We start from the raw sequence: 24,356 nt of genomic DNA on the forward strand, positions 1-24,356 counted from the left end.
GGTCGCGTCGGTGACCCCGATCGCTCGGGGTCGCGTCGGTGACCTCGACTGCTCGGGACATCCGTCGCAGAGCGCCCGACGCCTATCGGATCACCGTCACGGGCACGTCGGCCTTGTCGACGACGCTCTTCGCGACGCTGCCGACGACCTGCTCGCGCTCCTCCGAGAGTCCGCGGTGGCCGACGTAGATGGCGTCGACGGCCTCGTCGGCCGCGTACTCGGTGAGCGCGTCGGCGGGACGCCCCGTGAGCAGTTGGGTCTCCACGTCGATCGACTCGTCGCCGACCGCCTCCTCCGCGACGCTGCGGGCGCTCTCTAAAACGCCCTGGCCGGCCTCGACGGCGGCCTCCTCGCCGGGGAGAATGATCGTCCCGTCGACGAGCTCCGAGTCCGGCGTCAACACGTGGGCGATCTCGAGCGTCTCGTAGAACGCGACCGCCTGCCGCGCCGCGTACCGGACGGCTTCGTCGCTCTCCGTCGACCCGTCGGTCGCAACGAGGTAGCTCATGTACGGAGATGGGTCCGAGAGACACATAATTCCTGCCGGGCGTTCCCGTCCCGCGACGCCGCGGCCGACTTACGCCTCGTTGCCGTCCGTGGCCGATTACGCTTCGCTGTCGTCCGCTCCCGGCCGAACGCGGTCGCCCTCAGAGAGGTGGATCGCGTCGAGCACCTCCTGAACGCGCGTCGCCGCCGCGAAGGAGACGAGGTCGCCGCCGTCGCCGTCGACCGCGCTCGCGAACTCCGTCAGGAGCGCGCTCACGGTGTCGCCGCGCTCGTCGACGAGCGTCGCCTCGTCCTCGCGGCCGCGGTTCCGAACGAGTCGGTACCACTCCGTCAGCGACAGCGACGCCTCGTCACCGACGACGGTGATGACGTTCTCCTCGTCGCCCTCGTGGTCGCAGAGCAGGTCGATCGTCCCGCGGACGCCGTCGGCCCGGAAGGTCCCGACGACGTCGTCCTCGTAGGCCTCCGGTCCCGAGTAGCCGACATCGGCGGAGACGGTCTCGACGGGACCGAACAGCTCCTGAACGCCGAAGAGGAAATGGGTCCCGACCTCGCGGAGCGGGCCGCCCTGCTCGCGCGACTCCAGCCACGCCACGTCCTGCCACTCGCGGGGCCACTCCGGGAACCGGAACTGGAGTTCGACCCGTCGCGGGTCGCCGACCTCGCCCGCGGCGACCGCCTCGCGAAGCTGGACGAATCCCGGCGTGTAGCGGAAGGGGAGGTTCACGGCCGTCACGCGGTCGGTCTCCTCGGCGAGCGCGACGAGTTCGCGCCCGGTCCCCGCGTCGGCCGCGATGGGCTTCTCGCAGATCACGTGCTTGTCGGCCGCGAGCGCGTCGGCGACCACCTCGCGGTGGGCGAGCGGGGGCACGCCGACGTAGACGGCGTCGATGTCGTCGCGCTCGACGAGCGCCTCGTGGTCGGTCGTCGTCGCGGTGCGGTCGGTGCCGTGGTCGGCCGCGAGCGACGCGGCGCGGTCCGCGTCGAGGTCGCAGGCGGCCGCCAGTTCGAACCGTTCGTGGCCGTCTATCGCCGCGGCGAGGCGGTTCCCGATCACGCCGCAGCCGACGATACCGATCTGTATCACGGCCGTCGAGAACGCTCGAGCGCGCTTGTAGCTTCGGGAGTCGGAACGGACGGGCGCGACGTCGGGCCTCGTCAGGCGTCCTCGTCCAGCGGCCGCGCGACCATCTCGCCCCACGACTCGAAGCCGCGGCGCTCGTAGAACCCCCTCGCGCGCTCGTTCGCGGGGTCGACGTCGAGGACCAGCCGGTCGAGCGGGAGGTCCTGATCGGCCGCGAGCGCGAGGGCGGCGTCCATCAGGTCGTCGGCGACGCCGGTCCCGCGGTGCTCGGGCGCGACGTACAGTTCGTTCAGGACCGCCGCGTCCCATACCATCGCCATGCGCTCGGGGAGGACGAAGACGTAGCCGACCACCGCTTCCTCCGCGGGGTCGTCCTCGGCGGCGACCCCGTTGACCGCGACGGTCACGCACCGGGGATCGTCGTCGACGCAGCGGTCGACCCAGTCGAGCCACCGCTCGCGGTAGGCGTCGGTGAGCTTGCCCTCGTACGCGGCCGCCTTCTCGTCTCCCCCTGTCTTTTCGCCGAGGCCTCGCTCGAAGGCGACCTTCGACTCGTACAGGCCGTCCGCGTCCCGCTTGCGGTCGTAGGGTCGGATTTCGAGCGTCATTTCTCCTCCTCCAGCACGAACTCCGCGAGCGTCGGGACGAAGGTCCCGATGTCGGTGACCATCCCGATCGCCTGCGCGGAGCCGCGGTCGAGCAGCTGGGTGACGGTGGCCGGGTTGATGTCGACGCAGACGGTCTTGGTGGTCGACGGGAGGCAGTTCCCGACCGCGACGGAGTGGAGCAGTGTGGCGAGCATGATCACGAGGTCGGCGTCGTGGGCCTGCTCGCGGATCGCGTCCTGCGCTTCCACCGCGTCGGTGATCGTGTCGGGGAGCGGCCCGTCGTCGCGGATCGACCCCGCGAGGACCGTGTCGACGCCGTGTTCCACGCACTCGTACATCACGCCCTCCGTGACGATCCCGTCCTCGACGGCGGACTCGATCCCGCCGGCGCGGATGATCTCTGAGATAGTCCAGATGTGGTGTTTGTGCCCCTTCCGCGGGTGTTCGAGCGTCTCGACGTCCATCCCGAGCGAGGTGCCGTAAATGGAGCGCTCCAGGTCGTGGGTGGCGAAGCCGTTGCCCGCCGAGAGCGCGTCGACGTACCCCGCCGCGACCAGATCGGCGAGCGCATCGCCCGCCCCCGAGTGGATCACCGCCGGGCCGGCGACGACCATCACGTTGCCGCCCGCCTCTTTCACCGCGCGGAGTTCCTCGGCGACTTCGCGGATCGTCGACTCCGAGGGGCGCTCGGCCGAGACGCCGCCCTGCGATGAAGCCGAACGCGCCGCCACCGCTCCGGGGGCGCTCGGGCGGATTCACCCGGATCCCGGACTCGTCGGTCGCGACGAGGTCGCCCTCCTCGACCGCGTTGAGCGTCTTGGTGTACGCGCGAGGCGAGCCGTCCGTACCGCCCGAGGCATCCGCTCGGTTCCCCTCGCCGGCGTCCGCTGCCGGCTCGGGTTCCACCACCAGCGCGCAGTCCATCTCGATTCGCTCGACGCCGATCCACTCGCCGTCGTACAGGACCTCGGTCGGGTGGTTCGTCGTCGAGTAGAAGTCCGGCGGGACAACCTTGTCCGCGGGCGCCGCGACGAGCTCCACCTCCGAGGGGTCCTCTAACACCGCGCCGTTCTGGTGGAGTTCGTGGAGGATGGCCCGCAGCGTCTCGGGGTCGTCCGCGGAGACGGTCAGTCGGCAGTACGACTCCTCGGTTTCGTGTTTCCCGACGTCGAACCGCTCGACATCGAACGAGCCGCCGAGGTCCATCACCGCGCCGAAGCAGCGCTCGCATCGTCCCGCTGTCGATGATGTGGCCCTCCAGTTCGACCGTCCGCGAGTGGGTCATACGGGGGCGTCGCGCCCGCCGGGGAAACGCGTTTCCCTGGCCCTGTCGGGAACTACCAATCGCGGAACACGTTCCGGCGTGGCCCTTAACACACCTGTGACTCGCGGAATTGCTCGCCGCGAGAAATCGGACCGTCCGGGAATTGAACCGGAATCAGACGTGCTCGCTCGTTTCACTCGCTGCGCGCGACTGATAGGGTTCAATTCCGTCTGATGATTTCTCTCACTACGTTCGAGAAATGCACCGTCCGGGAATTGAACCCGGGCTATTAGCTTGGGAAGCTAATGTCCTACCACTGGACCAACGGTGCGCGAACTGACGTACCCGACCGTCCCACTTCAACGTAGCGTTTCGGCGGGCGCGGCCCGGACTCGAACGCCCGAGTGCCGCGAGCCACACGCTTAAGCCGTCACCGACGGAGGCACGCCCATGACCGACGACACAGCAGACGCGACGCGATCGGACGCGGCCGCCGCGGTCGACCGCGTGCGCGAGCGAGCGGCCGAACTCGCTCCCGCGCTCGGCGCGACGTGGACCGACGACGACCCGTGGCGCTTCCTCACCGACCTCACCGCGATCGGGAGCCGCATGGCCGGCAGCGAGGGCGAGCGCCGGGCCGCCGGACTCGTCGCGAACGCCTTCGAGCGCGCCGGACTCGCGGACGTGCGCACGGAGCCGTTCGACCTCCCGGCCTGGGAGCGCGGGTCGGCGTCGCTCGACCTGACCGTCTCGGACCGGGACGGCGAGCCGTCGACGCGCTCGTTCGAAGCGTTGGCGCTCCCGTACTCTCCGGCAGGGAGCGTCGCCGGCGAACTCGTCGACGTCGGCTACGGCACCCCGGCGGAGATCGACGAGCGCGACGTCGAGGGGCGGATCGCGGTCGCCTCGACGACGACGCCCTCCGGCGGTCGGTTCGTCCACCGGATGGAGAAGTTCGGCTACGCGATCGATTCGGGCGCGGTCGGCTTCGTGTTCGTCAACCACCTCGACGGCCAGCTGCCCCCCACCGGTTCGCTCACGTTCGGCGAGGAGGCCGAGGCGGTCGCCGTCGGCGTCTCGAAGGAGACCGGCGCGTGGCTCCGCGAGTACGCGGTCGGCGGTGGGGACGAGAGTGGGAATCCCTCCGTCGCGCAGGCTGAACTCTCCGTCGAGGCGTCGACGACGCCGGGCGAGAGCCGCAACGTGATCGGGAGCGCCGGACCCGACACCGACGAGCGCGTCCTCCTGCTTGCCCACTACGACGCCCACGACATCGCCGAGGGCGCGCTCGACAACGGCTGCGGCATCGCGACGGTCGCGACCGCGGCCGGGATCCTCGCGGACGCCGACCTTCCGGTCGGGGTCGACGTCGTCGCGGTCGGCGCCGAGGAGGTGGGACTGCTCGGCGCGGAGCACCTCGCGGAACGCCTGGACCTCGACCGGGTGAAGGGCGTGGTCAACGTCGACGGCGCGGGGCGATTTCGTAACCTGATCGCGCTCGCGCACGCCTCCACGGCGGCCGCGTCGGTCGCGGAGGCGGTGTCGACCGCGACTCGGCAGCCGATCGAGATCGACGCGCAGCCGCACCCGTTCTCCGACCAGTGGCCGTTCGTGCGCCGCGGCGTGCCGGCGCTCCAGCTCCACAGCGACTCGGGCGACCGCGGCCGGGGGTGGGGCCACACCCACGCGGACACCCGCGACAAGGTCGACGACCGGAACGTTCGCGAACACGCGATGCTGATCGCCCTACTCGTCGCCGAGTTCGCTTCCGCGGAGCGCGACCTGCCGCGGCTCGACCGGGACGAACTCGCGGCCGCGTTCCGCGAGGCCGACTTCGAGACGGGGATGCGCGCCGCCGACCTCTGGCCCGCCGACTGGGACTGACGCGCCGTCGTCGCGGCGGGACCGGCGCCGACGCGTCGCCGCCCGCCCGTCAGTTTAGGTCCGCGTCCGGCGTCGGCGGCGGCAGCCGCTTGTGCGCCGTCGCGCGGTGGCGGCCGAGGAGGTCCGCGACGAGTTCGCGGTCGACGGCGGCGAGTTCGCCGGCGGGCGTCCCGTCGCCACCGCTGTCGTCGCCCGCGTCCGCGTCGGTTTCGGCGACGGCCGCCGCGATCCGCTCGACGACCGACTCGGGGTCGAGTCCGCGGTCGACGCCGAGGTGGAGGACGGGGTCGACGACCTCGTAGGGAGCGCCCAGGTCGTCGGCGTCGCGCTGTCCCGGGAGGAACCCGGCCGTGGGCGCCTTCTCGACGACGAACTCCGGTACGTCGAGGTCGGCGGCGAGCGCCCGGACGTCGGTCTTGTAGAGGTGACCCAGCGGGAACAGGTCGGCCGCGCCGTCGCCGTGTTTCGTCAGGTACCCCAAGAGGAGTTCGCTGCGGTTCGCTGTGCCACAGACCAGGCGGTTCGTCGCGTTGGCGGCGAGGTACGCGACGGCCATCCGGAGGCGCGCGACCGCGTTGCCGGACCGAACCGGCTCGTCGTGGAGGTCGAACCGGTCGGGAACGACCGCGCCGAACTGCGCGAACAGCGGCTGGAGGTGGACCGTGTCGTGTTCGATGTCGAGCGCCTCCGCGAGCGCCTCGGCGTCGCGGGCGTGCGGCGCGCCGATCTTGTTACACGGGAGTATCAGCCCGTAGACGCGATCGGCGCCGAGCGCTTCGACCGCGAGCGCGGCCGTCACCGTCGAGTCGAGTCCGCCGCTCATGTTCACCACCACGCCGTCGGCGCCCGCGGCGCCCACTCGCTCGGCGATGAACGAGCCGGCCCGATCCCGCTCGATCGCGGGGTCCCGATCCGGGAGGAGCGAGCCGAGACGGGGTCGATTCCGGTCGGCGGCGGTTGAGCGGCTCTCGTTCGACGCGGGATCTCCCGTCGAACGCCCGGCTGCCGCGTCCCCGCCGAGATCGAACGCCGAGTCGCGGTCAGCCATCCGCTCCCCCAGTCCGACGATCTACCCTCTCAGTCCGGCATTCCATCCCCTTAGTCCGGTATTTCGTCCCCTCCGTCTGGCATTTCGTCCCCTTAGTCCGGCCCGTTCGTCGCACTCGCCGTCTCGGCGGGTCGCCGTCGATTCGCCGCGGAGCGCCGGTACGTCTCGGCGGACGGTCCCGATCGTCACGTTGGATCGTCATCTGTCGCTCGCCGCTTCCGGTCGTGTTGGTAAATACTTGCGGTGTAGATCGTATAAGGAATTGGTACAGTACTGCCTGTCTTATCCATAAACGACGACAGAACTCGATATTCATTTTGATATACTAGCAAGAACACTACATAGTCAGGTAAATTGTTGATTAGAAAACGCTGATTCAGTATGTTGGACAGACCTACTCCATTTTAGTTGTGAATCTAAAGTAGAACTCCGTAAGAGAAGAGTTCTAAGCATATAATGTCGTTATACACGAACATTTATCAAACAGATTCGTGTCCGTTTGTCTATGTCCGACATTCAGTTGAGTTCGAGTCAGGGCCGGGTGCTCACCGCGCTCGTGAACCTTTCCGAGGGCCGAGACGCTCCGGTACAGGGACGCGAGATAGCCGACGCCATCGACCGCAACCCGGGGACGGTTCGGAACCGGATGGGGAGCCTCCGAACGCTCGGTCTCGTCGAGGGAGTCGCCGGCCCGGACGGCGGCTACGTCCCCACCGACGGCGCGTACGACACTCTCGGCATCGAGCGGCTCGAGGACGCAGCGACGACTCCGGTCGAGCGCGAGGGCGCCCCCGTCGAGGACGTCACCGTCGCGGAGATCGACCTGTCGAGCGTCGCGAATCCCGAGCTGTGTCGCGCCGAGCTCGTGATCCGCGGGCCGGTCGCTCCGTTCGACACCGGCGACCACGTGACCGTCGGCCCGACGCCCGCCACCGGCCTGCGGCTCTCGGGCGTGGTCGACGCGACGAACGTCGACGGCAACAGCCTGCTGGTCCGCGTCGACGGGATGGAGACGCCCGCGGGCGGATCGGCGGCGTAAGCTCCGCGGCTCTCCGTCGGGATCGAGTCATTCCCCGTCGATAGCCGAGGACAGCCTGTCGCGCACCACGCCGGTGGCGGCCGCGGCGTGGCGGGCGTCCCGGTGTCGCTCGCCGAAGGCGACGCGGGCGCTCTCCGCGGCCTCGGGGTCGACCGCGAACGCCGCGTCGGGGTAGGTCACGTCCCACAGCACGAGCGGCTCCGGGGCGCCGGACCGACGCCGCGTTCCCCCGAGACCGGCTCGGCCGAGAGCAGTCGCTCGATCCACGCGAGGTCGGCGGTCCCCCGACCGACGGCGCGGGCCGCGGCGACGACCCGACGCACGAGCGCCCGCGGGAAGCCGTCCGCGGCGAGTTCGACGACGAGCGTGTCCCCCTCTCGGGTCGCCCGCGCGTCGAGGTCGCGGACCGTCCCCGCGTCGTCGGTCGTCAGGTTGTGGAAGTCGCGTTCGCCGTCGAACCGCGCGAGTGCGGCGCGGAACCGGTCGTCGTCGACCGCGTGTTCCGGGTCGCGGTGCGCGGCGCCAGAGGGATTGCCTTCGTCGGATTCGGGCGCGTAGAGGTGGTATCGGTACGTCCGTCGGACCGCGTCGTGGGTCGCGTGGAACCCGTCCTCGACGTCGGCCGCGGCCCACACGCGGACCGATCCCGGCAGGTGGCCGTTGAACGCGCGCGGCGTGAGCCACGTCGGCGCCTCGAACGCGACGGTCTGGGCCACCGCCGAGACCCCCGCGTCGGTCCGACCCGCGGCGGCGTAGCCCGGGGGCGTGGCGTGGGTCGGGCCGTCTCCCGGCTCGACGACGCCGTGTTCGGCGAGCGCGTCGAGGAGCGCGTCCGCGACTGTGCGGGCGTGCGGCTGGCGCTGAAATCCGGCGTACTCCCGGCCGTCGTACGCGACCCGGAACGCGCGGGTGACCGTCTCCCGCGCGGTTGAGTCGCTCGTCACCGGACCTCGGACGCGCCGTCCGCGTCGCTTTCCTCCGTCGTCTCTTCGGAGTCGGCCATCGGAACCGTCACCACGGGCACGGACGCGACGCGAATGACTTTCTCCGTCACGCTACCGAGGAGGAGTCGACGGATCCCCCGGCGGGTGTGGCTTGGCATGACGACGATGTCGGCGCCGTCGTCGACCGCGTTCTCGATGACGTCCAGCGGCTCGCCGCGGACGACGTTTCCGACCGCCTCCACGCCGGCGGCCTCCAGCTCCGCGGTCACCTCCTCCACGCGCTCTTCGGCCGCGTCCGCGAGTCGGTCGGAGAACGCCCCGGTCTGCGGTCCCGCGAGCGTGTCGGCCGCGGTGTCGGCGGCCGAGACGACGTGGACGGTGGCGTCGTACCGCTCGGCGAGGCTGATCGCGTGCGGGATCGCGTCGTTCGCCTCGCCGCCGGGCGCGACGGGCAGGAGGATGTCGTTGTACATACGCGACACTGCTCGCGCCTGGTGGAAAACGATACCGACCGGGGAGCGGACGGGTCTGGGAGCGTCGGGCCGGGTCTGGGAGCGTCGGGCTGGATCTGGGAGCGTCGGGCTGGGTCTGGAAGCGTCGGGCCGGCGAGCGTTACAGCCCGAGCGCGTCGAGCAGGTCGAAGCCGACGCCGGCGTAGCCGACGAGCTTGAACCCGAGGTAGATCCCGACGATTGCCACCACGCCCGGAAGCTCCGGGGGCGCGGGGATCGGGACGCGGAGGAACGCGAACAGCGCGCCGACCGTCACCCCGACGAGGAGCGCGGCGACGGTCAAAACGGGAGTCGAACTCATGTCGACGCGTCCGCGGCGTTCGTTTATAAACGCGGTGTTCGCCCCCGGCGACCCGCTCTCGCGGATGGGCAGGGTTTTCCGACGCGCGTCCCACTCCGGGAACATGGCACGAGAGGTTTCCGACCCCGACAACCCGCAGGTGACGCTCCAGACCAACCACGGCGACATCGTCGTCGAGCTGTTCGCCGACCGCGCCCCGAAGACGGTCGAGAACTTCCTCGGCCTGGCCCGTCACGACCCCGCCGCCGACGCGGAGCCGGCGCGCGACACGAACACGTGGGAGGACCCCAAGACCGGCGAGGTCCGCGGCGACTCGCTGTACGAGGGCATCGTCTTCCACCGCGTCATCGACGACTTCATGATCCAGGGCGGCGACCCGATGGAGAACGGCCGCGGCGGACCCGGCTACCAGTTCGACGACGAGTTCCACGACGACCTCACCCACGACGGCCCCGGAATCCTCTCGATGGCGAACTCCGGCCCGAACACGAACGGCTCGCAGTTCTTCATCACGCTCGACGCCACGCCGCACCTCGACGGCAAACACGCCGTCTTCGGTCAGGTCATCGACGGGATGGATGTCGTCGAGGAGATCGGCGGCGTGCCGACCGGGCGCAACGACGACCCCCGCGAGGCCGTCGAGATCGAGAAGGTCGACATCGACGAGTAACTCTGGGATTCCGCGACGGAGTGCGGAATCATTTGCGTGCGCTACCCTCCCACGCTGCGGGGAGTTGAGAAGAGTTAAATTGTCCCCGGCGTAAGCGTCGTTTACGCTCGGTTGGTGTAGTCCGGCCAATCATGTTGGCCTTTCGGCGGACGCGGCGCCCTCGGCGCCGGTTCGGAAGTCAGCCGACGACCAGGGTTCAAATCCCTGACCGAGCATCCACTCTCACTCCGCGAGCGACGGTTCTCGTCTCGCGGGCGCGCAGCCTTCCTGTAAGCGGTCCAAAGGGGAAGAATCACCAGCCTCGGCGACGAGACCCACTTATGAGCGACCGATCTGACGCCAGCGACGGCGAGAGCGCTGACGACCGCCGCTTCGAGACCCGCGCGATCCACGCCGGACAGGAGCCGGACCCGGAGACGGGCGCGCTGATGACGCCGATCCACGCGAACTCCACGTACGAGCAGGACGCGCCGGGCGACCACCGCGGCTACGAGTACAGCCGGACCGGAAACCCGACGCGAACCGACCTCGAAGCGAACCTCGCCTCGCTGGAGTCGGGCAGCCACGCCCGCTGTTTCTCCTCGGGCATGGGCGCGATCAACACCGTCCTCAACCTGCTGTCCGCGGGCGACCACGTCGTCGCCGGCGACGACGTGTACGGCGGCACCCACCGGATCTTGACGCAGGTGTACGACGAGTACGACATCGAGACCAGCTTCGTCGACACCACCGACCACGACGCGGTCCGGGCGGCGATGCGCGAGGAGACGGAACTGGTGTGGGTCGAGACGCCGACGAACCCCCTCATGAACGTCAACGACATCGGCGCGCTCGCCGATATCGCCCACGAGGGCGACGCGCTCTGTGCGGTCGACAACACCTTCGCGACGCCGTACCTCCAGCGCCCGCTCGAACACGGCGCGGACATCGTCTCTCAGTCGCTGACGAAGTACCTCGGCGGCCACTCGGACACCATCGGCGGCGCCCTCATTGTCGACGACGAGGAGCTGGACGAGCGGCTCGGCTTCTACCAGAATTCGGTCGGCGCGACGCCCGGCCCGTTCGACGCGTTCCTCGTGCTCCGCGGGACGAAGACGCTCCCCGTCCGGATGGACCGCCACTGCGAGAACGCCATGGAACTCGCGGAGTGGCTAGAGGGGCACGACGCGGTCGAGCGCGTCTACTACCCCGGGCTGGAGTCGCACCCGGACCACGAGCTGGCGGCCGAGCAGATGGACGACTTCGGCGGCATGCTCTCGTTCGAGCTGGACGGCACCCTCGAAGAGGCGTCGACGGTCGTGAGCGAGACCGAGGTGTTCACCCTCGCGGAGTCGCTCGGCGGCGTCGAGAGCCTGATCGAGCAGCCCGCGGCGATGACCCACGCTGCCATCCCGCGCGAGGAGCGGCTCGCGGCCGGACTCACCGACGGTCTCATTCGGGTCTCCGTGGGGATCGAACACGTCGACGACATGAAGGCCGACCTCCGGGCGGCGTTCGACGCGGCTCTGTCGTAAGCGAGGAATCACCGGTCGCGCGGGCGCCCGACTGACACCATTTTTACCGATTCCGGCGAGACTGCCCGTATGAGCGATCCAGACGTCTTGGTGCTTCGACAGACGATCCACGGACTCGGTCCCGACGAACTGGCGAACGCGATCCGCGAGCGACTCCCCGGGGCCGAGGTGGTGCGGGCGCGGACGCCGGCGGAAGAGCGCGACCTGATCCGGGGCGCCCGGGTCGCCGTCGGTCTCAACATCGACGAGGAGCTACTCGCCGTCGCCGAGGAGCTGGAACTGTTCGCCTGCGTGTTCGCGGGAACGGGACACCTGCCGCGGGAACTGCTCGCCGACCACGAGGTTGCCGTGACGAACGCGTCGGGCGTCCACGGGCCGAACATCGCCGAGCACGTCGTCGGGTCGATGATCGCGCACGCGCGACAGTTCCACCGGGCGTACCGCCAGCAGTCCCGCCGCGAGTGGCGCACCTACGAGACGACGGAGGTGTACGGCTCGACGGTCGCCGTGGTCGGACTCGGGGCCATCGGGCGGGCGGTCGTCGACCGGCTGGAGTCGTTCGACGTCGAGACGGTCGGCGTCCGCTACTCCCCCGGGAAGGGCGGGCCGACCGACGAGGTGTACGGGTTCGACGAGTTCCACGAGGCCGTCTCCGACGCGGAGTACGTCGTGTTGGCGTGCCCGCTCACGGACGCGACGCGGGGGCTGGTCGACGCGGACGCGCTCCGGACGATGCGGCCCGACGCGGTTCTGGTCAACATCGCGCGCGGCCCGGTCGTCGACACCGACGCCTTGGTGACGGAGCTCCGAAACAACCGCATCCGCGGCGCGGCGCTCGACGTCACCGACCCCGAGCCGCTTCCGGAGGACCACCCGCTGTGGGGACTGTCGAACGCGACGATCACGCCGCACAACGCCGGCCACACGCCCGAGTACTACGAGCGCGTCGCGGACATCCTCGCGGACAACGTCGCGCGGCTGGACGCCGGCGACGACCTGCGAAACCGGGTGGTGTGAGCGAACCGTCCCGAGGGGACGGTACTGTCTATATATCCCTATATAATCAGGGCTGTTTGACCGCTTTTTCTTCCGTTATCTCGTGGGGTACGGCCGGGACGCTCGACGAAGCTCGGAGATACGGGTCGAATTTAGGGCAATACAGAGGTATATATTTTGATCAAAATTAAGGTGATCCGCTCCAGAGGGGTTGATATGGAAACGCGGAAGGTCCAGGTCACCGGCGGTTCGACGTACACGGTCTCGATTCCGAAGACATGGGCGACCGACAACGACGTCGAGGCTGGGACGGAGATCGAGTTCCACCCGGACGGCGACTCGCTGTTTCTCACGCCCAGATCCGACGTCGAGCGGACGCGGGGGACGCTCGACATCGCGGACCTGACCGGGCAGGCGCTTCGGCGCGCGGTGACGACGATGTACGTCAGCGGGTTCGACGTCATCGAACTGGAGGCCGCGGATATCACCACCGAGCAGCGGTCGACGATCCGCGATGCGGTCCAGAGTCTCGTCGGCCTGGAGGTGTTAGAGGAGACGCGCGACCGCGTCGTCGTACAGGACTTACTCGACTCCTCGGAGCTTTCAATCCACAACGCTGTCACGCGGATGCGGCTGATATCGCTGTCGATGCTGGAGGACGCGATCACCGCGCTCGCGGAGCGCGACCACGACCTCGCGCGCGACGTGATCGGCCGCGACGACGACCTCGACCGGCTGTGGCTCGTCGTCTCGCGGATCTTCCGCGCCACGCTGCGGACGCCGAAGGCCGCCGAGGAGCTGGGGCTTCCGCGCGAGGAGTGTTTCGACTACCACTCCAGCGCGAGGCAGTTAGAGCGGATCGGCGACCACGCGACGAAGATCGCGCACCTGACGCTGAACATCGACGACCCGCTGCCCGACGAGGTTGTCGAGGCGGTGAGCGACCTCCACGACGACGCCGTCGACGTGATCGACACGGCGATGGACGCGCTGTTCGACGACGACACCGACGCCGCGACCCGCCGGGCCAACGAGGCGCGGACCGGCGTCAGAGCGATCGACGAGCGCGTCCGCTCCATCGACGAACTCCTCCGCGACCTCGACCCGACGCGGGCGCAGCTGCTCGGGCTGGTCGTCGACTCCGTCCTCCGGTCGGCCGACTACGGCGGAAATATCGCCGAGACGGCGCTTCAGAAGGCCGCCCCGACGCCGTAACTGGAGTCCGGTTCGCCGCGAATTTCGCCGCCGGGTGAACGGGTTTTTTGCCCGCGCTCTCCCGAGAGGATCGCATGCCAGAGATCGAACTCGGCGTGCCGAAGGGCGTCGTCGAGTCGCTTCCGGAGGAGGAGGGGACCGCCGAACGCGACATGCGACGCGCCATCGCCGGGATCCAGTCCCGGCTGAACGACGCCCTCGCGGAGGCGGACCCGGACGAGGCGGCCGAGGTCGTCGCCGACGCGGTCGAGCGCATGGAGACGCAGGCGAGCACGTACCACGAGTTCGTCCCGGAGCTGCGCGCGTGGGGCCAGTCGCCCATCTACGCCATCGCGTGGCGGAACCTCTACCTCGAACTGATCGGCCAGCTGTACGATCACGAGTGGCTCGCCGACGACCTCGACCGCGAGCGGAACTTCCGGCTGGTCGAAGACGGGATCCGGCTCTCAGAATCTGTAATCGGCGACGCGCCGGCTCCTCGGCCGCGGTCCGCCGTCGTACCGCCTTCCGCGGCCGGCCGCTTTTAAGCCGCCGCGACCCGACGTACGGATATGGAACTGGAACTGCGGTTCTTCGCCACGTTTCGCGAGGCCGCCGGCGGGAAGACGGTGAACGCGGAGTTCGCCGACGGCTCCACCGTCGGCGACGTGCTGCGCGAGCTGGAGTCGGAGTACGAGGGGATGGAGGGTCGACTGATCGTCGACGGCGACCTCGCGCCGCAGATCAACGTCCTGAAGAACGGCCGCGAGGTGCTCCACCTCGACGGCCTCGACACGCCGATGGCGGACAGCGACCGGCTCTCCGTGTTCCCACCGGTCGCGGGGGGCGCGGGAGACGACGGGTCGGCTGCGGCGGAGGCGACCGGCGACGACGCGAACGCGGACGAGACCGACCTCCCGCCCGCGGAGGACGGCTGGGAGCGCAAGACGGTGGCGTACCGCGGTATCTCGCGTCGGCTCGCGGCCCACTACCTCAGGAACCTGGGCGGCGAACTGGTGGGGACCGACGACCCCGCGGAGGCGACCCGCGTGGACGGCGAGGGGTGGCGGGTGACCCTCAGCGCCGAGAAGGTGACCGCCGCGGCCGCCATCAGGATCACGGAGGTGACCGCCGAGTTCGCTGGCGACCCCGACGCGCTCGCCGACCTGCTTCCGAAGTACAAGCAAAAAGCCATGCGTGCCGGCGGGTGATGTCCGACGACGCCGATAGCGGGACCCGTGGAGACGGAGACGGCGCCGAGCAGGACACGGGCCCGTATCCGATCGAGGGGACCGCGCTGGTGAAGACGGCCGCGCTCGCGAGCGTGCCGGCCGCGCGCGTCCCGAAGTTGCTCGCGCGCGTTCAGGCCGACCTCGGTCCCAGAGTCGACGCGTATCGCCGGCGATACGAGCGGATCTCGGCCGAGTCGGACCGTGAGACGTTCCTCGTCGAACCCGATCACTGGGAGGCGGTCGGCGACCGGCTCGGGTTCTCCGAGCGCGAGCGCGACGCCGTGGTCCGCGCCCACGAGGCCGCCGTCGAACGGATCGGTTCCGGGAGCGGTCGACGGGCGGAGTTCGACACCGCGCTGGAGATCCGGTCTGGCGTCGTGATCGGGGTTGATGCGGACGGTGTCGATGCGGACGGCGACGACGTCGATGCGGACGGCGGCGACGGCGACTGAACTCGATCTGGCCGTCACCAATCCATTTTACGCCGTCACCGATCCTTTTCACGGCGTAGCGCGCACGTGTCCGCATGCGACTCGCTCGACTGCTCACGCCAGACGGTCCCGTCGCCGGCCGCTACGACGACGGCGCGGTTGTCGCCGACGACGGTCGCTACGAGGTCGGTCGCGACGGGCGACTGCTCCCCCGTGCGACCCCACCGCGCTGTACTGCGTCGGCCGGAACTACGCCGAGACGCTCGACCAGATGGACTACGAGCGCCCTGAGGAGCCGGACTTCTTCGTCAAACCGCCGGCGAGTCTGCTGGCGCACGGCAAGGCGATTCGGTACCCCGAGTGGACCGAGGAGCTGACCTACGCCGGCGAACTGGTCGCGGTGATCGACGAGCGCTGCCGCGACCTCGCGCCCGCGGACGTTCCCGACGCCGTGCGCGGCTACACGGTCATGAACGACGTCGACGCGCTCGACCAGCAGGGACGGACCGCCCGCAAGGCGTTCGACGGGTCGGCGCCGCTGGGACCGTGGATCGAGACCGACGTGGACCCGACGAATCTTGACATCGAAACGACCGTGGGCGGGGAGACGCGCCAGGACGCCAACACCGAACTGATGCTGTTCGGCCCGCTCGAGGTGGTCTCGTACCTCTCGAAGCGGTTCACGTTCGAGCCGGGCGACTGTATCGCCTTCGGTAGCCCCGCGAACCCCGGTCTCGTCGAACCGGGCGAGCGCGTCGAGATCACCTACGAGGGTGTCGGCACGCTCTCGAACGCGGTTGTCGCGCCGGACTCCGTGTGAGGAGTTCGGTTCGGACGGGTGACCCGGTCGGACTCAGCGACCCGTGGAGTCGAGGTCGTCGACGCTCGCCTCGTCGATCAGGTCGTCTGCGGCCGCCAGCGTCGACTCGTCGCCGGTCCGAACGTACTCCCCGAGCGCGTCGGCGGCCTCGACGAGGGCGTCCGCGCTCGCGGGCGGCACGTCGCCCCCGAGAGCGTCGACGCGCGTGACGCGGTCGCGGAGGCGCTCGAAGGCGTCTCGGGCCGGACCGATTCTGGCTACCGGCCGCTCGCCCCCGGCGGAGACGGCCGCCCCATCGTCGCCGTTGATTTCGTCGGGTTCATCCGGATTAGCGCCGGCTTCCAGTTCGTCGAGGAAGTCGATCACGTCGCCGCGGTACGCCTCGACCGCGCGCACGGCCGCCATTCCCCGGGCTTCGCGGAGGGCGGTCGGGACCTCGTCGGCGGGCGGTCGCTCGCCGTCGTCGGCGCCGGCGAGCAGTTCGAGGAGGTACTCGCGGTCGGCGTCGGTCGGGTCCCGCAGCCGCTCGAAGCAGTCGACGGCCTCCAGCAGCTCGCGGGCAGCGAGATAGGTACCGTCGAGGGGGAGGAGACGTCCGCCGTCGATGAACCCGCGTTTCCGGCAGTACTCCCGGAGGTCCGACTGGAGTTCGTCGACTCCCGACCGGGGGAGGGTGTCGGGTGCGTCGCCGAACCGCTCGCGGTGGGCGGCGAGGTCGAGCGTGACGGCCGCGTCGGTGTGCGCGGTGCGGGCGTCCACGCCGACGCTGCGCAGGTCGCCGCAGCTCGGACACGCGACGGAGCCCGTCTCGTAGTACGACCACCGCGTGCCGCAGGACTGACACTCGCGTTCGCCGCGGACTTTCATGCGTACCGGTTCGTCGCGTCCGCCCTAAACGACTGCGGGTCGGTGGCGTCGGATCGCGGGATCGGTTCCTCGTTCGCTGACCGCGCAGGTGCCAGCCTATTTGACGCTCTCCGGCGAACGGTCGGTATGAGCTGGCACGCCGTCGACGCGCTCGACCGCGCCGTCGACGCGACGCGGCGGTTTCTCTTCCCCTTCGAGGCGGTGCGGTGGGTGAAGCTCGCGTTCCTCGCGCTCGTGATGGCGGGCGGGACCGCCGGAGCGTCGCGGGTCGGCGCGTCGCATTTCGGTGTTTCGGCAGCCGGAATCGGCCTGTGGACCGAGATTTCCCCGACCGGAGTCGGACCGATGCGACTCGAACGCGTCGTCGGTACCTGGAGCGAGCGAGTCGCCGGTCTCGACGACGCGCTGATCGTCGCGATCGCGCTCGGAGCGCTGCTCGTGGGAGTCGCTCTCGCCGTGTGCTCGGTCGCGTTTCGGCTCGTCTTCTACGACGCGCTCGCCGCGACCGAGGTCGCACTCTGGCGACCGCTCCGCGATCGGTTTCGGCAGGCGCTGGGTCTCTTCGGGTTCGCGACGACGCTCGCGGTCGCGTCCGCGATTCCCGCGGTCGCGTTCGTCGTCGCCCTCGGTCCCGGCGCGGTGCGCGTTCTCGGCGTTTCTGTCGGCGGGCTCTCCGGGCTGTCGACGGCCGCAATCGCGGCGCTCGGCGCGTTCAGCGCCGTGGTTGGCGTGGTCGGCGCTCTCGGCGGTCGGTTCACGTTCGAGTTCGTTGCGCCGACGATGGTCGCCCGCGACGTTGGCGTGCTCGCCGGGTGGCGTCGCGTCTGGGCTTCCTTTCGCGGATCGTGGATTCGATCTCGTCGCCTACCTCGCGGTTCACGCGGTCGTCGCGGCCGGCGTCGGATTCGTTCAGGCCGTCGCGGTCGCCTTCGTCGGGGGGGTCGTCGCCGTGGTCGCCCTCGTCGCGCTCGCGCTCGCGGCGGTTCCGCTCGGCGGACTCGGGGCGTTGATCGGAACGACCGTAGGGACGGTCGTCCTCGCGACGGTTCTCGTTTGCGCGGTCGCCGCGGCCGTGGCTCTCTCGCTCCCGGTTCGGCTGGTGGCGCGGACGTACCTGATCGCGTACGAGGTCTCGACGCTCGCCGGCATCGATCCGGATTCGGCGCTGCTGGGGTCGGCGCTTATCTCGGGTGCCGAGCCAGAGGCGGCCGGAGATTCGGCTTGACGCACCCGATATCGAGGGGCGTTGCGGACGCGAAGAGTCCCCCGGAGAGCGACTGGGGATCGTCGAACGTCGAATCACATATTCGACACCATCGGATAGCTTTTTACTCCGTTCATGAATGGAGGGAGACATGGGATTAGACGACGACGCGCGGGAGTACCACCGACAGGAGCCGCCCGGGAAGATTGAGATCGAGACGACGAAGCCCACGAACACGCAGCGAGACCTCTCGCTGGCGTACTCGCCGGGGGTCGCGGCGCCGTGTCGCGACATCGCGGCCGACCCCGAGTCGGTCTTCGAGTACACGGCGAAGGGGAACCTCGTCGCCGTCGTGTCGAACGGGTCCGCCGTCCTCGGACTCGGCGACATCGGCGCGGCCGCGTCGAAGCCCGTCATGGAGGGGAAAGGCGTGCTGTTCAAGCGGTTCGCCGACATCGACGTGTTCGACATCGAGCTCGACATCGACTCCGTCGACCCGTTCTGCGAGGCGGTGAAGGCGATGGAGCCGACGTTCGGCGGGATCAACCTCGAGGACATCAAGGCCCCCGAGTGTTTCAAAATCGAGGAGCGGCTCCGCGACGAGATGGACGTCCCGGTGTTCCACGACGACCAGCACGGCACCGCGATCATCTCCGGCGCGGCGCTGATGAATGCGGTCGACATCTCCGATAAGGACCTCTCCGAGCTCGATATCGTCTTCTCCGGCGCCGGCGCGTCGGCCATCGCGACGGCTCGGTTTTACGTCTCCTCGGGCGCGCGCAAGGAGAACATCACGATGTGCGACTCCTCGGGCATCATCACCGAGGCGCGCGTCGAGGCGGGCGAGGTCAACGAGTACAAAAGCCAGTTCGCCACGCCGGTCGAGGGGGAGACCTCGCGGACGCCATGGAAGGCGCCGACGTGTTCGTCGGTCTCTCCGTCGGCGGTATCGTCTCGCAGGAGATGGTCCGCTCGATGGCCGCCGACCCGATCATCTTCGCGATGGCGAACCCGGACCCCGAGATCACCTACGAGGACGCGAAGGACGCGCGCGAGGACACGGTTATCATGGCGACGGGCCGGTCGGACTACCCGAACATGGTGAACAACGTGCTCGGGTTCCCGTTCCTGTTCCGCGGCGCGCTCGACGTACGCGCGACGGAGATCAACGAGGAGATGAAGGCCGCCGCGGCGGAGGCGCTTGCCGACCTCGCGCGCAAGGACGTTCCGGACGCGGTCGTGAAGGCGTACGGCGACGACCCGCTCCAGTTCGGTCCCGACTACGTCATCCCGAAGCCGCTCGACCCGCGAGTGCTGTTCGAGCTGGCGCCGCGCGTCGCGGAGGCGGCGATGGAGTCCGGATCGGCTCGGACCGAGATCGACCTGGAACAGTACCGGGAGCGGCTCGAAGCGCGCCTGGGGAAGTCCCGGGAGATGATGCGGGTCGTGTTGAACAAAGCGAAGAGCGACCCGAAGCGGATCGCGCTCGCGGAGGGCACCGACGAGAAGATGATCCGCGCGGCCTATCAGCTCTCCGAGCAGGGGATCGCGGAGCCGGTGTTGCTCGGCGACGCAGACACGATTTCTCGGACCGCGGCGGAGCTCGGTCTCTCGTTCCACCCCGAAGTGGTCGACCCCGACAACCGAGACGTTTCCACGTACGGCGAGCGGCTGTACGAGCTTCGCAAGCGGAAAGGGATCACGAAACGCGAGGCGGACGACCTGGTCAAACGCGACACCAACTACCTCGGGAGCGTGATGGTAGAGACCGGCGACGTCGACGCGATGCTCACCGGACTCACGCACCATTACCCCTCGGCGCTCCGGCCGCCGCTTCAGGTCGTCGGATCCGCGGCCGACACCGACACCGTCGCCGGCGTGTACATGCTCACGTTCAAGAACCGGGTCATCTTCTGTGCGGACACGACCGTCAATCAGGATCCGGACGCGGAGACGCTGGCGGAGGTCACGCGCCACACGGCGGACCTCGCACGCCGGTTTAACGTCGAACCGCGCGCGGCGGTGCTATCGTACTCCAACTTCGGCAGCGTCGACAACGCGGGGACGCGGAAGCCGCGGGACGCGGTGGGGATTCTCCAGTCCGACGACGGCGTCGACTTCCCCGTCGACGGCGAGATCGAGGCCGACACCGCGGTCGTCGACGACATCCTCAACGGAACCTACGAGTTCTCCGAACTCGACGAGGCCGCGAACGTCCTCGTGTTCCCGAACCTCGAAGCCGGGAACATCGGATACAAGCTGCTCCAGCGGCTCGGCGGCGCCGAGGCCATCGGCCCGATGCTCGTCGGGATGGACGAGCCGGTCCACGTGCTTCAGCGCGGCGACGAGGTGAAAGACATCGTCAACCTCGCCAGCGTCGCCGTCGTCGACGCGCAGGAGTAATTCGCCCAATCTCGGTTCCGATCTCGTAGCCACCGGTCGCGACCGCAGTGCGGTCTCGGGTTCTGTTTGTTCGCGAGAAACTCTCGCGAACATTATGATTCTCGCGAACATTACGATTCTCGCGCATGGCAACTCTCCCCCACAGGGATTCTCGCGTACACGACGATCGGCACACCAATTTTACTTGTTTCCAACTACGACAGCATTGATATGGGACCGAGCGAGGATTCGGGAGAGGCGACCGCACCGCGGGTGCTCGACAACCGGCGCGACGCGACTCGATACCGGGTTCTCGTCGAAATCGCCGCGCGACAACCGGCGGTGAGTCAGGAGGAGATCGCGGACGTCATCGGCGTGACCTCACAGGCCGTAAGCGACTACGTCCGGGATTTGGTCGACGGGGGATTCGTGGAGAAACGCGGTCGCGGCCGGTACGAGGTGACGAAAGAGGGGGTCGACTGGATTATCACGCGAACCGACGCCCTCTCGGAGTTCGTCGCTCGCGTGTCCGACGACGTTCTGGGTAGCGTCGATGTCGACGCCGCGGTGGCGACCGACACGGTCGAAGAGGGAGACGAGGTCGGTCTCGCGATGCGCGACGGCGTGTTACACGCCGTTCCCGAGGGGGGATCGGCGACCGCCGTCGCCGTCACCGGCGGTGAGTCGGGAGAGGCGGTCGGCGTTACCGACTTCGAAGGGGTCGTCGAGTACGATCCGGGCGTGGTGACGGTCGTTCCCGTCCCGGCGGTGACTGAAGGAGAGCCGCCGTCCGCCGACGTCATTACCGATCGTGCTGCGGGGGCGGACTTGATCGCGGTCGGCGGGACGGAGGCGTACGCGCTCGCGACCCGAGCGGGAGTTCGGCCGGACGTGCGGTTCGGTTCGGCTGCGGGCGTCTCGCAGGCTGCTCTTCGCGGCCTGGACGTGCTGTTGCTCGTGTCGACCGACGAGCTCTCTCGGCACACGACGCGACTCCGCGAGGACGGCGTGCGGTACGAGGTTCGAGACTCTCTCGAACGGTAACCCGAAGAGCGGTCGGAGCCGATCTCTGATTGGAGAGACACACCGTGTTTCCGGTGAAATTGGGCTGTAGTGGGGTGGGGTTGGTGTCGCCGGAGTGTTGGCTCGATCTTTGTGACCGATCTGAAACAACAGGTTTTATCACTCATTCCGGAGTAAAGCTCGTCAAGCAGATTGAGCGACAGCTCGCTGAGCGATACTTGGAGTTTCACCGGAAACGTGGTCTCCCCTCGACGGCTTGGCCCGACTATCTTATCGAACACCGTGTTTCCGGTGAAATGAGGCGGTTGGGCGTTTTCTCGTCGACTCTTCCTCGCGCCCGCTTCCGCGTTTCCGTTAGAATCCGGTCTTCGTCTATTAGATCCGAATTCTGAGTCTCAAGCGCACCATCATCCCCTCGGGTCGCAGCTGTACTCACTCTCAGATCGCCGGCCCTATCGTCTTCAGACCGTTGTCCCGCTTGTTCTCAGACCCTTGTCTCGCTCTTGTCCCGCTTGTTCTCTGACTGTTTTCTCTCTTGGCTTGCCCGCGAGCTTACCCCGCTCACTGCGTCCCCCACCCGCCTCCCCCATTTCACCGGAAACACGGTGTGTGTCTCGACGACCGATCAGCTCTTCGATCGCGCCCCGCGTGCGGTCACGAAACAGAACGCATTTCACCGGAAACCCGGTGTCTCCCTCATGGACGCAGCGGACGACCTCTTCACGAGGGAGGACCCCATCTTCGCGAACAAGGAGCTCCTCGAGATCAGCCATCTGCCGGGTGAAGGACGCATCGTCGGCCGAGACGACGAGATCGCCGACCTGGCGACGGCGGTCAATCCGGCGATCTTCGGACAGAGTCCGAGCAACGTACTCATCTACGGAAAGACGGGCACCGGGAAATCGCTGTGTGCGAAGTACGTCTCGAAGCGACTCGTCTCGACCGCCAGCGAGGAAGGCGTCACGGCGACGTTCGCTTACGTCGACTGTGCGCAAGACACCACGGAGACGCAGGCGGTTCAGACGATCGCCGAAGGCGTCAACGATCCCGAAGAGACCGGCATCAACGTCCCCGACAAGGGGCTCTCGACCTCCACGTACTACAAACGCCTCTGGCGGATCCTCGATCAGCGATACGACGTCGTCCTGATCCTCCTCGACGAGATCGATAAGCTCGACGACGACGCCATCCTGAATGCAACTGTCTCGTGCCGGTGAGGCCGGGAAGATCACTGACTGTAAGCTCGGAGTCGTCGGGATCAGCAACAAAATTCAGTACAAGGACCGAATGGACGAGCGCGTCAAATCGAGTCTCTGTGAACGCGAGTTCGTCTTCCCGCCGTACGACGCGAACCAACTCAGGGAGATCATGCAGGCGCGTGCGGACGCGTTCCACGACGACGTCCTCGAACCGTCGACGATCCCCCGCGCCGCCGCCCTCGCCGCACGTGAACACGGCGACGCTCGGAAGGCGATCGATATCCTCCGGTACGCCGGCGAGATCGCACAGTCGAACGCCGAACCCACCGTCCGCGAGGAGTTCGTCACGCAGGCACGCGAGCGGGCGGAGACCGATCGATTCCGGGAACTCATCCGGGGATCTACCCCTCACTCGCGGTACGTCCTCCAAGCGCTCGCACTGTTATCGCTCTCGAACGGTCGGCAGGACGGCTTCCGAACGAGCCGCGTGTACGAGATATACGAGAACATCTGTCGACAGGAAGGCTCCGACAGTCTCTCGCTGCGACGCGTCCGCGACCTCCTGAAAGAACACGCGTTTCTCGACATCATCGAACAGTCGAAACACAGCGGCGGCAGCGCCGAGGGAAGTTACACGAAACACCAACTGCTCGAGGACCCGGGCGTCGTGAAAGAGGTCCTCACCGAGGACGACGAGGAAACGTAGCCGGACCGCACGCAACCGCTCGATCGACACACTGATCTCCGGCCGATCGACACTGACTGTCGGCCGCGATACCACTTCTTCGCCCAGACGAGGCTCCGAACAGACCGATCGATGCGAGACCGCGTCAGCCGAGCAGCCCGAGCCCTTCGATACGTTCGACGATCTCTTCGACCGCCTCTTCGGCGTCGTCGGTGCGCTTGCCGCCCGTGATAACGATCTTTCCGCTCCCGAAGAGGAGGATGACGACTTCGGGTTCATCCATCCGGTAGACGAGTCCGGGGAACTGCTCCGGTTCGTACTCCACGTCTTCGAGACCGAGACCGATCGCGAGGGCGTTGAGGTTGAGGTTGTGTCCGAGATCCGCGCTCGACACAATGTTCTGAACGGTTATCTCCGGGTCCTCCTCAACGGGGATCTGGAGGCCGCGGAGCTTCTCGAAGATGATGCCGAGCGCTTCGTGGACGTCGTCGATGCTTTTCGCCCCCGTACAGACGATCTTTCCTGAGCGGAAAATGAGCGCGGCGGCCTTCGGCTCCTGAGTACGGTACACGAGTCCGGGGAAGTTGTCGGGGTTGAAATCTGCGCCCGGAAGGTCCTCTGCGAGCGCCTCCAAATCGAGCTCCTGGCCGATACCCGTCGATGCGAACAACGTTCTGAATCTCGATCGAGTCTGCAGGGTTCGTCATCGTTCGCTTTTATATGTGTCCCCCTCCCTTATAAACGCCCGTGGTATAAACGACCGGCTCTCCCCAGAGTGTGTTTTCGTTCGATCCTACACACGCGTGAGACACCAGAACGCGGCCGACAACTATGATATATTTCAGACATATCTGCCGGTGGCAGGTCTCTGTCTGACTGCTCGACGACTGCCACTCGCTTCCGATGTCAACTCACCCCGCCGGATCTGATCCTCGAAAGTTGTTCCAT

17 protein-coding genes, 2 tRNA genes and 9 pseudogenes are annotated in these 24,356 nt (G+C 68.1%); 17 read left to right on the forward strand and 11 right to left on the reverse strand.

The window, feature by feature from the left end; genetic code table 11:
• Positions 1-82: 82 nt before the first annotated feature.
• The 5 genes and pseudogenes from ACODNG_RS14630 to ACODNG_RS14650 form a co-directional block, all read right to left on the reverse strand.
• Positions 83-508: a universal stress protein gene (locus tag ACODNG_RS14630; protein WP_434521892.1), complete on the reverse strand. Its 426-nt coding sequence runs from the start codon at positions 506-508 to the stop codon at positions 83-85.
• Positions 509-604: 96 nt separating this feature from the next.
• Positions 605-1,594, reverse strand: a complete 990-nt coding sequence (locus ACODNG_RS14635) for a Gfo/Idh/MocA family protein (protein ID WP_434521893.1) — start codon at positions 1,592-1,594, stop codon at positions 605-607.
• Between the two features lie 71 nt (positions 1,595-1,665).
• A complete protein-coding gene (locus ACODNG_RS14640) occupies positions 1,666-2,199 on the reverse strand; it encodes a GNAT family N-acetyltransferase (RefSeq protein ID WP_434521894.1) in 534 nt (177 codons plus the stop codon).
• Positions 2,196-3,484 (reverse strand): annotated as a pseudogene (locus tag ACODNG_RS14645) (TIGR00300 family protein). The gene ACODNG_RS14640 and the pseudogene ACODNG_RS14645 overlap by 4 nt, the downstream one beginning before the upstream one ends.
• A 239-nt stretch (positions 3,485-3,723) precedes the next feature.
• Positions 3,724-3,794 (reverse strand) — tRNA-Gly (locus ACODNG_RS14650).
• Between the two features lie 119 nt (positions 3,795-3,913).
• Between ACODNG_RS14650 and ACODNG_RS14655 the strand changes: the two genes are divergently transcribed.
• Positions 3,914-5,347 carry a M28 family peptidase gene (locus ACODNG_RS14655; protein WP_434521895.1) on the forward strand — a complete coding sequence of 478 codons (1,434 nt, stop codon included), beginning with the start codon at positions 3,914-3,916 and terminating at the stop codon, positions 5,345-5,347.
• Between the two features lie 49 nt (positions 5,348-5,396).
• Here ACODNG_RS14655 and nadE read toward each other — a convergent pair whose 3' ends face one another.
• A complete protein-coding gene (gene nadE, locus ACODNG_RS14660; protein WP_434521896.1) occupies positions 5,397-6,395 on the reverse strand; it encodes an NAD(+) synthase in 999 nt (332 codons plus the stop codon).
• A gap of 505 nt (positions 6,396-6,900) precedes the next feature.
• On the opposite strand from nadE, the gene ACODNG_RS14665 reads away from it, so the two are divergent.
• Entirely contained in the window at positions 6,901-7,434 is a 534-nt protein-coding gene (locus ACODNG_RS14665) for an Rrf2 family transcriptional regulator (protein WP_434521897.1), read from the forward strand.
• 27 nt (positions 7,435-7,461) lie between these two features.
• Here the strand turns inward: ACODNG_RS14665 and truA are convergent.
• The 3 genes and pseudogenes from truA to ACODNG_RS14680 form a co-directional block, all read right to left on the reverse strand.
• Positions 7,462-8,378: pseudogene (gene truA, locus ACODNG_RS14670) on the reverse strand (tRNA pseudouridine(38-40) synthase TruA).
• Positions 8,375-8,851, reverse strand: coding sequence for a universal stress protein (locus ACODNG_RS14675; RefSeq protein ID WP_434521898.1), 477 nt, complete (start codon positions 8,849-8,851; stop codon positions 8,375-8,377). Before ACODNG_RS14675 ends, truA begins: the two are co-directional and overlap by 4 nt.
• A gap of 139 nt (positions 8,852-8,990) precedes the next feature.
• The gene (locus ACODNG_RS14680) at positions 8,991-9,191 is read right to left on the reverse strand and encodes a XapX domain-containing protein (protein ID WP_424015123.1); all 201 of its coding nucleotides are present in this window, start codon (positions 9,189-9,191) and stop codon (positions 8,991-8,993) included.
• A gap of 103 nt (positions 9,192-9,294) precedes the next feature.
• Between ACODNG_RS14680 and ACODNG_RS14685 the strand changes: the two genes are divergently transcribed.
• The 10 genes and pseudogenes from ACODNG_RS14685 (at position 9,295) to ACODNG_RS14730 (ending at position 16,048) form a co-directional block, all read left to right on the forward strand.
• A complete protein-coding gene (locus ACODNG_RS14685; protein ID WP_434521899.1) occupies positions 9,295-9,861 on the forward strand; it encodes a peptidylprolyl isomerase in 567 nt (188 codons plus the stop codon).
• A gap of 105 nt (positions 9,862-9,966) precedes the next feature.
• Positions 9,967-10,076 (forward strand) — tRNA-Glu (locus ACODNG_RS14690).
• A gap of 105 nt (positions 10,077-10,181) precedes the next feature.
• Positions 10,182-11,375: a cystathionine gamma-synthase gene (locus tag ACODNG_RS14695; RefSeq protein WP_434521900.1), complete on the forward strand. Its 1,194-nt coding sequence runs from the start codon at positions 10,182-10,184 to the stop codon at positions 11,373-11,375.
• 69 nt (positions 11,376-11,444) lie between these two features.
• Positions 11,445-12,392, forward strand: coding sequence for a D-2-hydroxyacid dehydrogenase (locus ACODNG_RS14700; RefSeq protein WP_434521901.1), 948 nt, complete (start codon positions 11,445-11,447; stop codon positions 12,390-12,392).
• Between the two features lie 195 nt (positions 12,393-12,587).
• On the forward strand, positions 12,588-13,586 hold the full coding sequence (locus ACODNG_RS14705) for a PhoU domain-containing protein (RefSeq protein ID WP_434521902.1): 999 nt from the start codon (positions 12,588-12,590) through the stop codon (positions 13,584-13,586).
• A 74-nt stretch (positions 13,587-13,660) separates the two neighbouring features.
• A pseudogene (locus ACODNG_RS14710) lies at positions 13,661-14,038 on the forward strand (hypothetical protein); the annotation flags it as partial.
• A gap of 99 nt (positions 14,039-14,137) precedes the next feature.
• A pseudogene (locus ACODNG_RS14715) lies at positions 14,138-14,416 on the forward strand (ubiquitin-like small modifier protein 1); the annotation flags it as partial.
• Positions 14,390-14,776, forward strand: coding sequence for a hypothetical protein (locus tag ACODNG_RS14720; protein WP_434523112.1), 387 nt, complete (start codon positions 14,390-14,392; stop codon positions 14,774-14,776). The pseudogene ACODNG_RS14715 and the gene ACODNG_RS14720, both read left to right, overlap by 27 nt.
• Positions 14,776-15,249: a hypothetical protein gene (locus ACODNG_RS14725; RefSeq protein ID WP_434521903.1), complete on the forward strand. Its 474-nt coding sequence runs from the start codon at positions 14,776-14,778 to the stop codon at positions 15,247-15,249. Before ACODNG_RS14720 ends, ACODNG_RS14725 begins: the two co-directional genes overlap by 1 nt.
• Before the next feature lie 74 nt (positions 15,250-15,323).
• Positions 15,324-16,048: pseudogene (locus tag ACODNG_RS14730) on the forward strand (fumarylacetoacetate hydrolase family protein).
• A 33-nt stretch (positions 16,049-16,081) separates the two neighbouring features.
• Here the strand turns inward: ACODNG_RS14730 and ACODNG_RS14735 are convergent.
• Positions 16,082-16,915: a DUF7117 family protein gene (locus ACODNG_RS14735; RefSeq protein WP_434521904.1), complete on the reverse strand. Its 834-nt coding sequence runs from the start codon at positions 16,913-16,915 to the stop codon at positions 16,082-16,084.
• 126 nt (positions 16,916-17,041) lie between these two features.
• Between ACODNG_RS14735 and ACODNG_RS14740 the strand changes: the two are divergent.
• From ACODNG_RS14740 to ACODNG_RS14760, 5 genes and pseudogenes are all read left to right on the forward strand, one after another.
• Positions 17,042-17,704: pseudogene (locus tag ACODNG_RS14740) on the forward strand (DUF7544 domain-containing protein); the annotation flags it as partial.
• Between the two features lie 7 nt (positions 17,705-17,711).
• A complete protein-coding gene (locus tag ACODNG_RS14745) occupies positions 17,712-18,140 on the forward strand; it encodes a DUF7544 domain-containing protein (protein WP_434521905.1) in 429 nt (142 codons plus the stop codon).
• Positions 18,141-18,270: 130 nt separating this feature from the next.
• Positions 18,271-20,522 (forward strand): annotated as a pseudogene (locus ACODNG_RS14750) (NADP-dependent malic enzyme).
• A gap of 210 nt (positions 20,523-20,732) precedes the next feature.
• Positions 20,733-21,545: a MarR family transcriptional regulator gene (locus tag ACODNG_RS14755; RefSeq protein ID WP_434521906.1), complete on the forward strand. Its 813-nt coding sequence runs from the start codon at positions 20,733-20,735 to the stop codon at positions 21,543-21,545.
• A gap of 677 nt (positions 21,546-22,222) precedes the next feature.
• Positions 22,223-23,429, forward strand: a pseudogene (locus tag ACODNG_RS14760) (Cdc6/Cdc18 family protein).
• Between the two features lie 124 nt (positions 23,430-23,553).
• Here the strand turns inward: ACODNG_RS14760 and ACODNG_RS14765 are convergent.
• Positions 23,554-24,115, reverse strand: a pseudogene (locus ACODNG_RS14765) (TATA-box-binding protein).
• Between the last annotated feature and the right edge of the window lie 241 nt (positions 24,116-24,356).

The sequence above is a fragment of the Halorubrum sp. AS12 genome (genome assembly GCF_051122765.1).
GTDB classification, from domain to species: Archaea; Halobacteriota; Halobacteria; order Halobacteriales; family Haloferacaceae; genus Halorubrum; species Halorubrum trapanicum.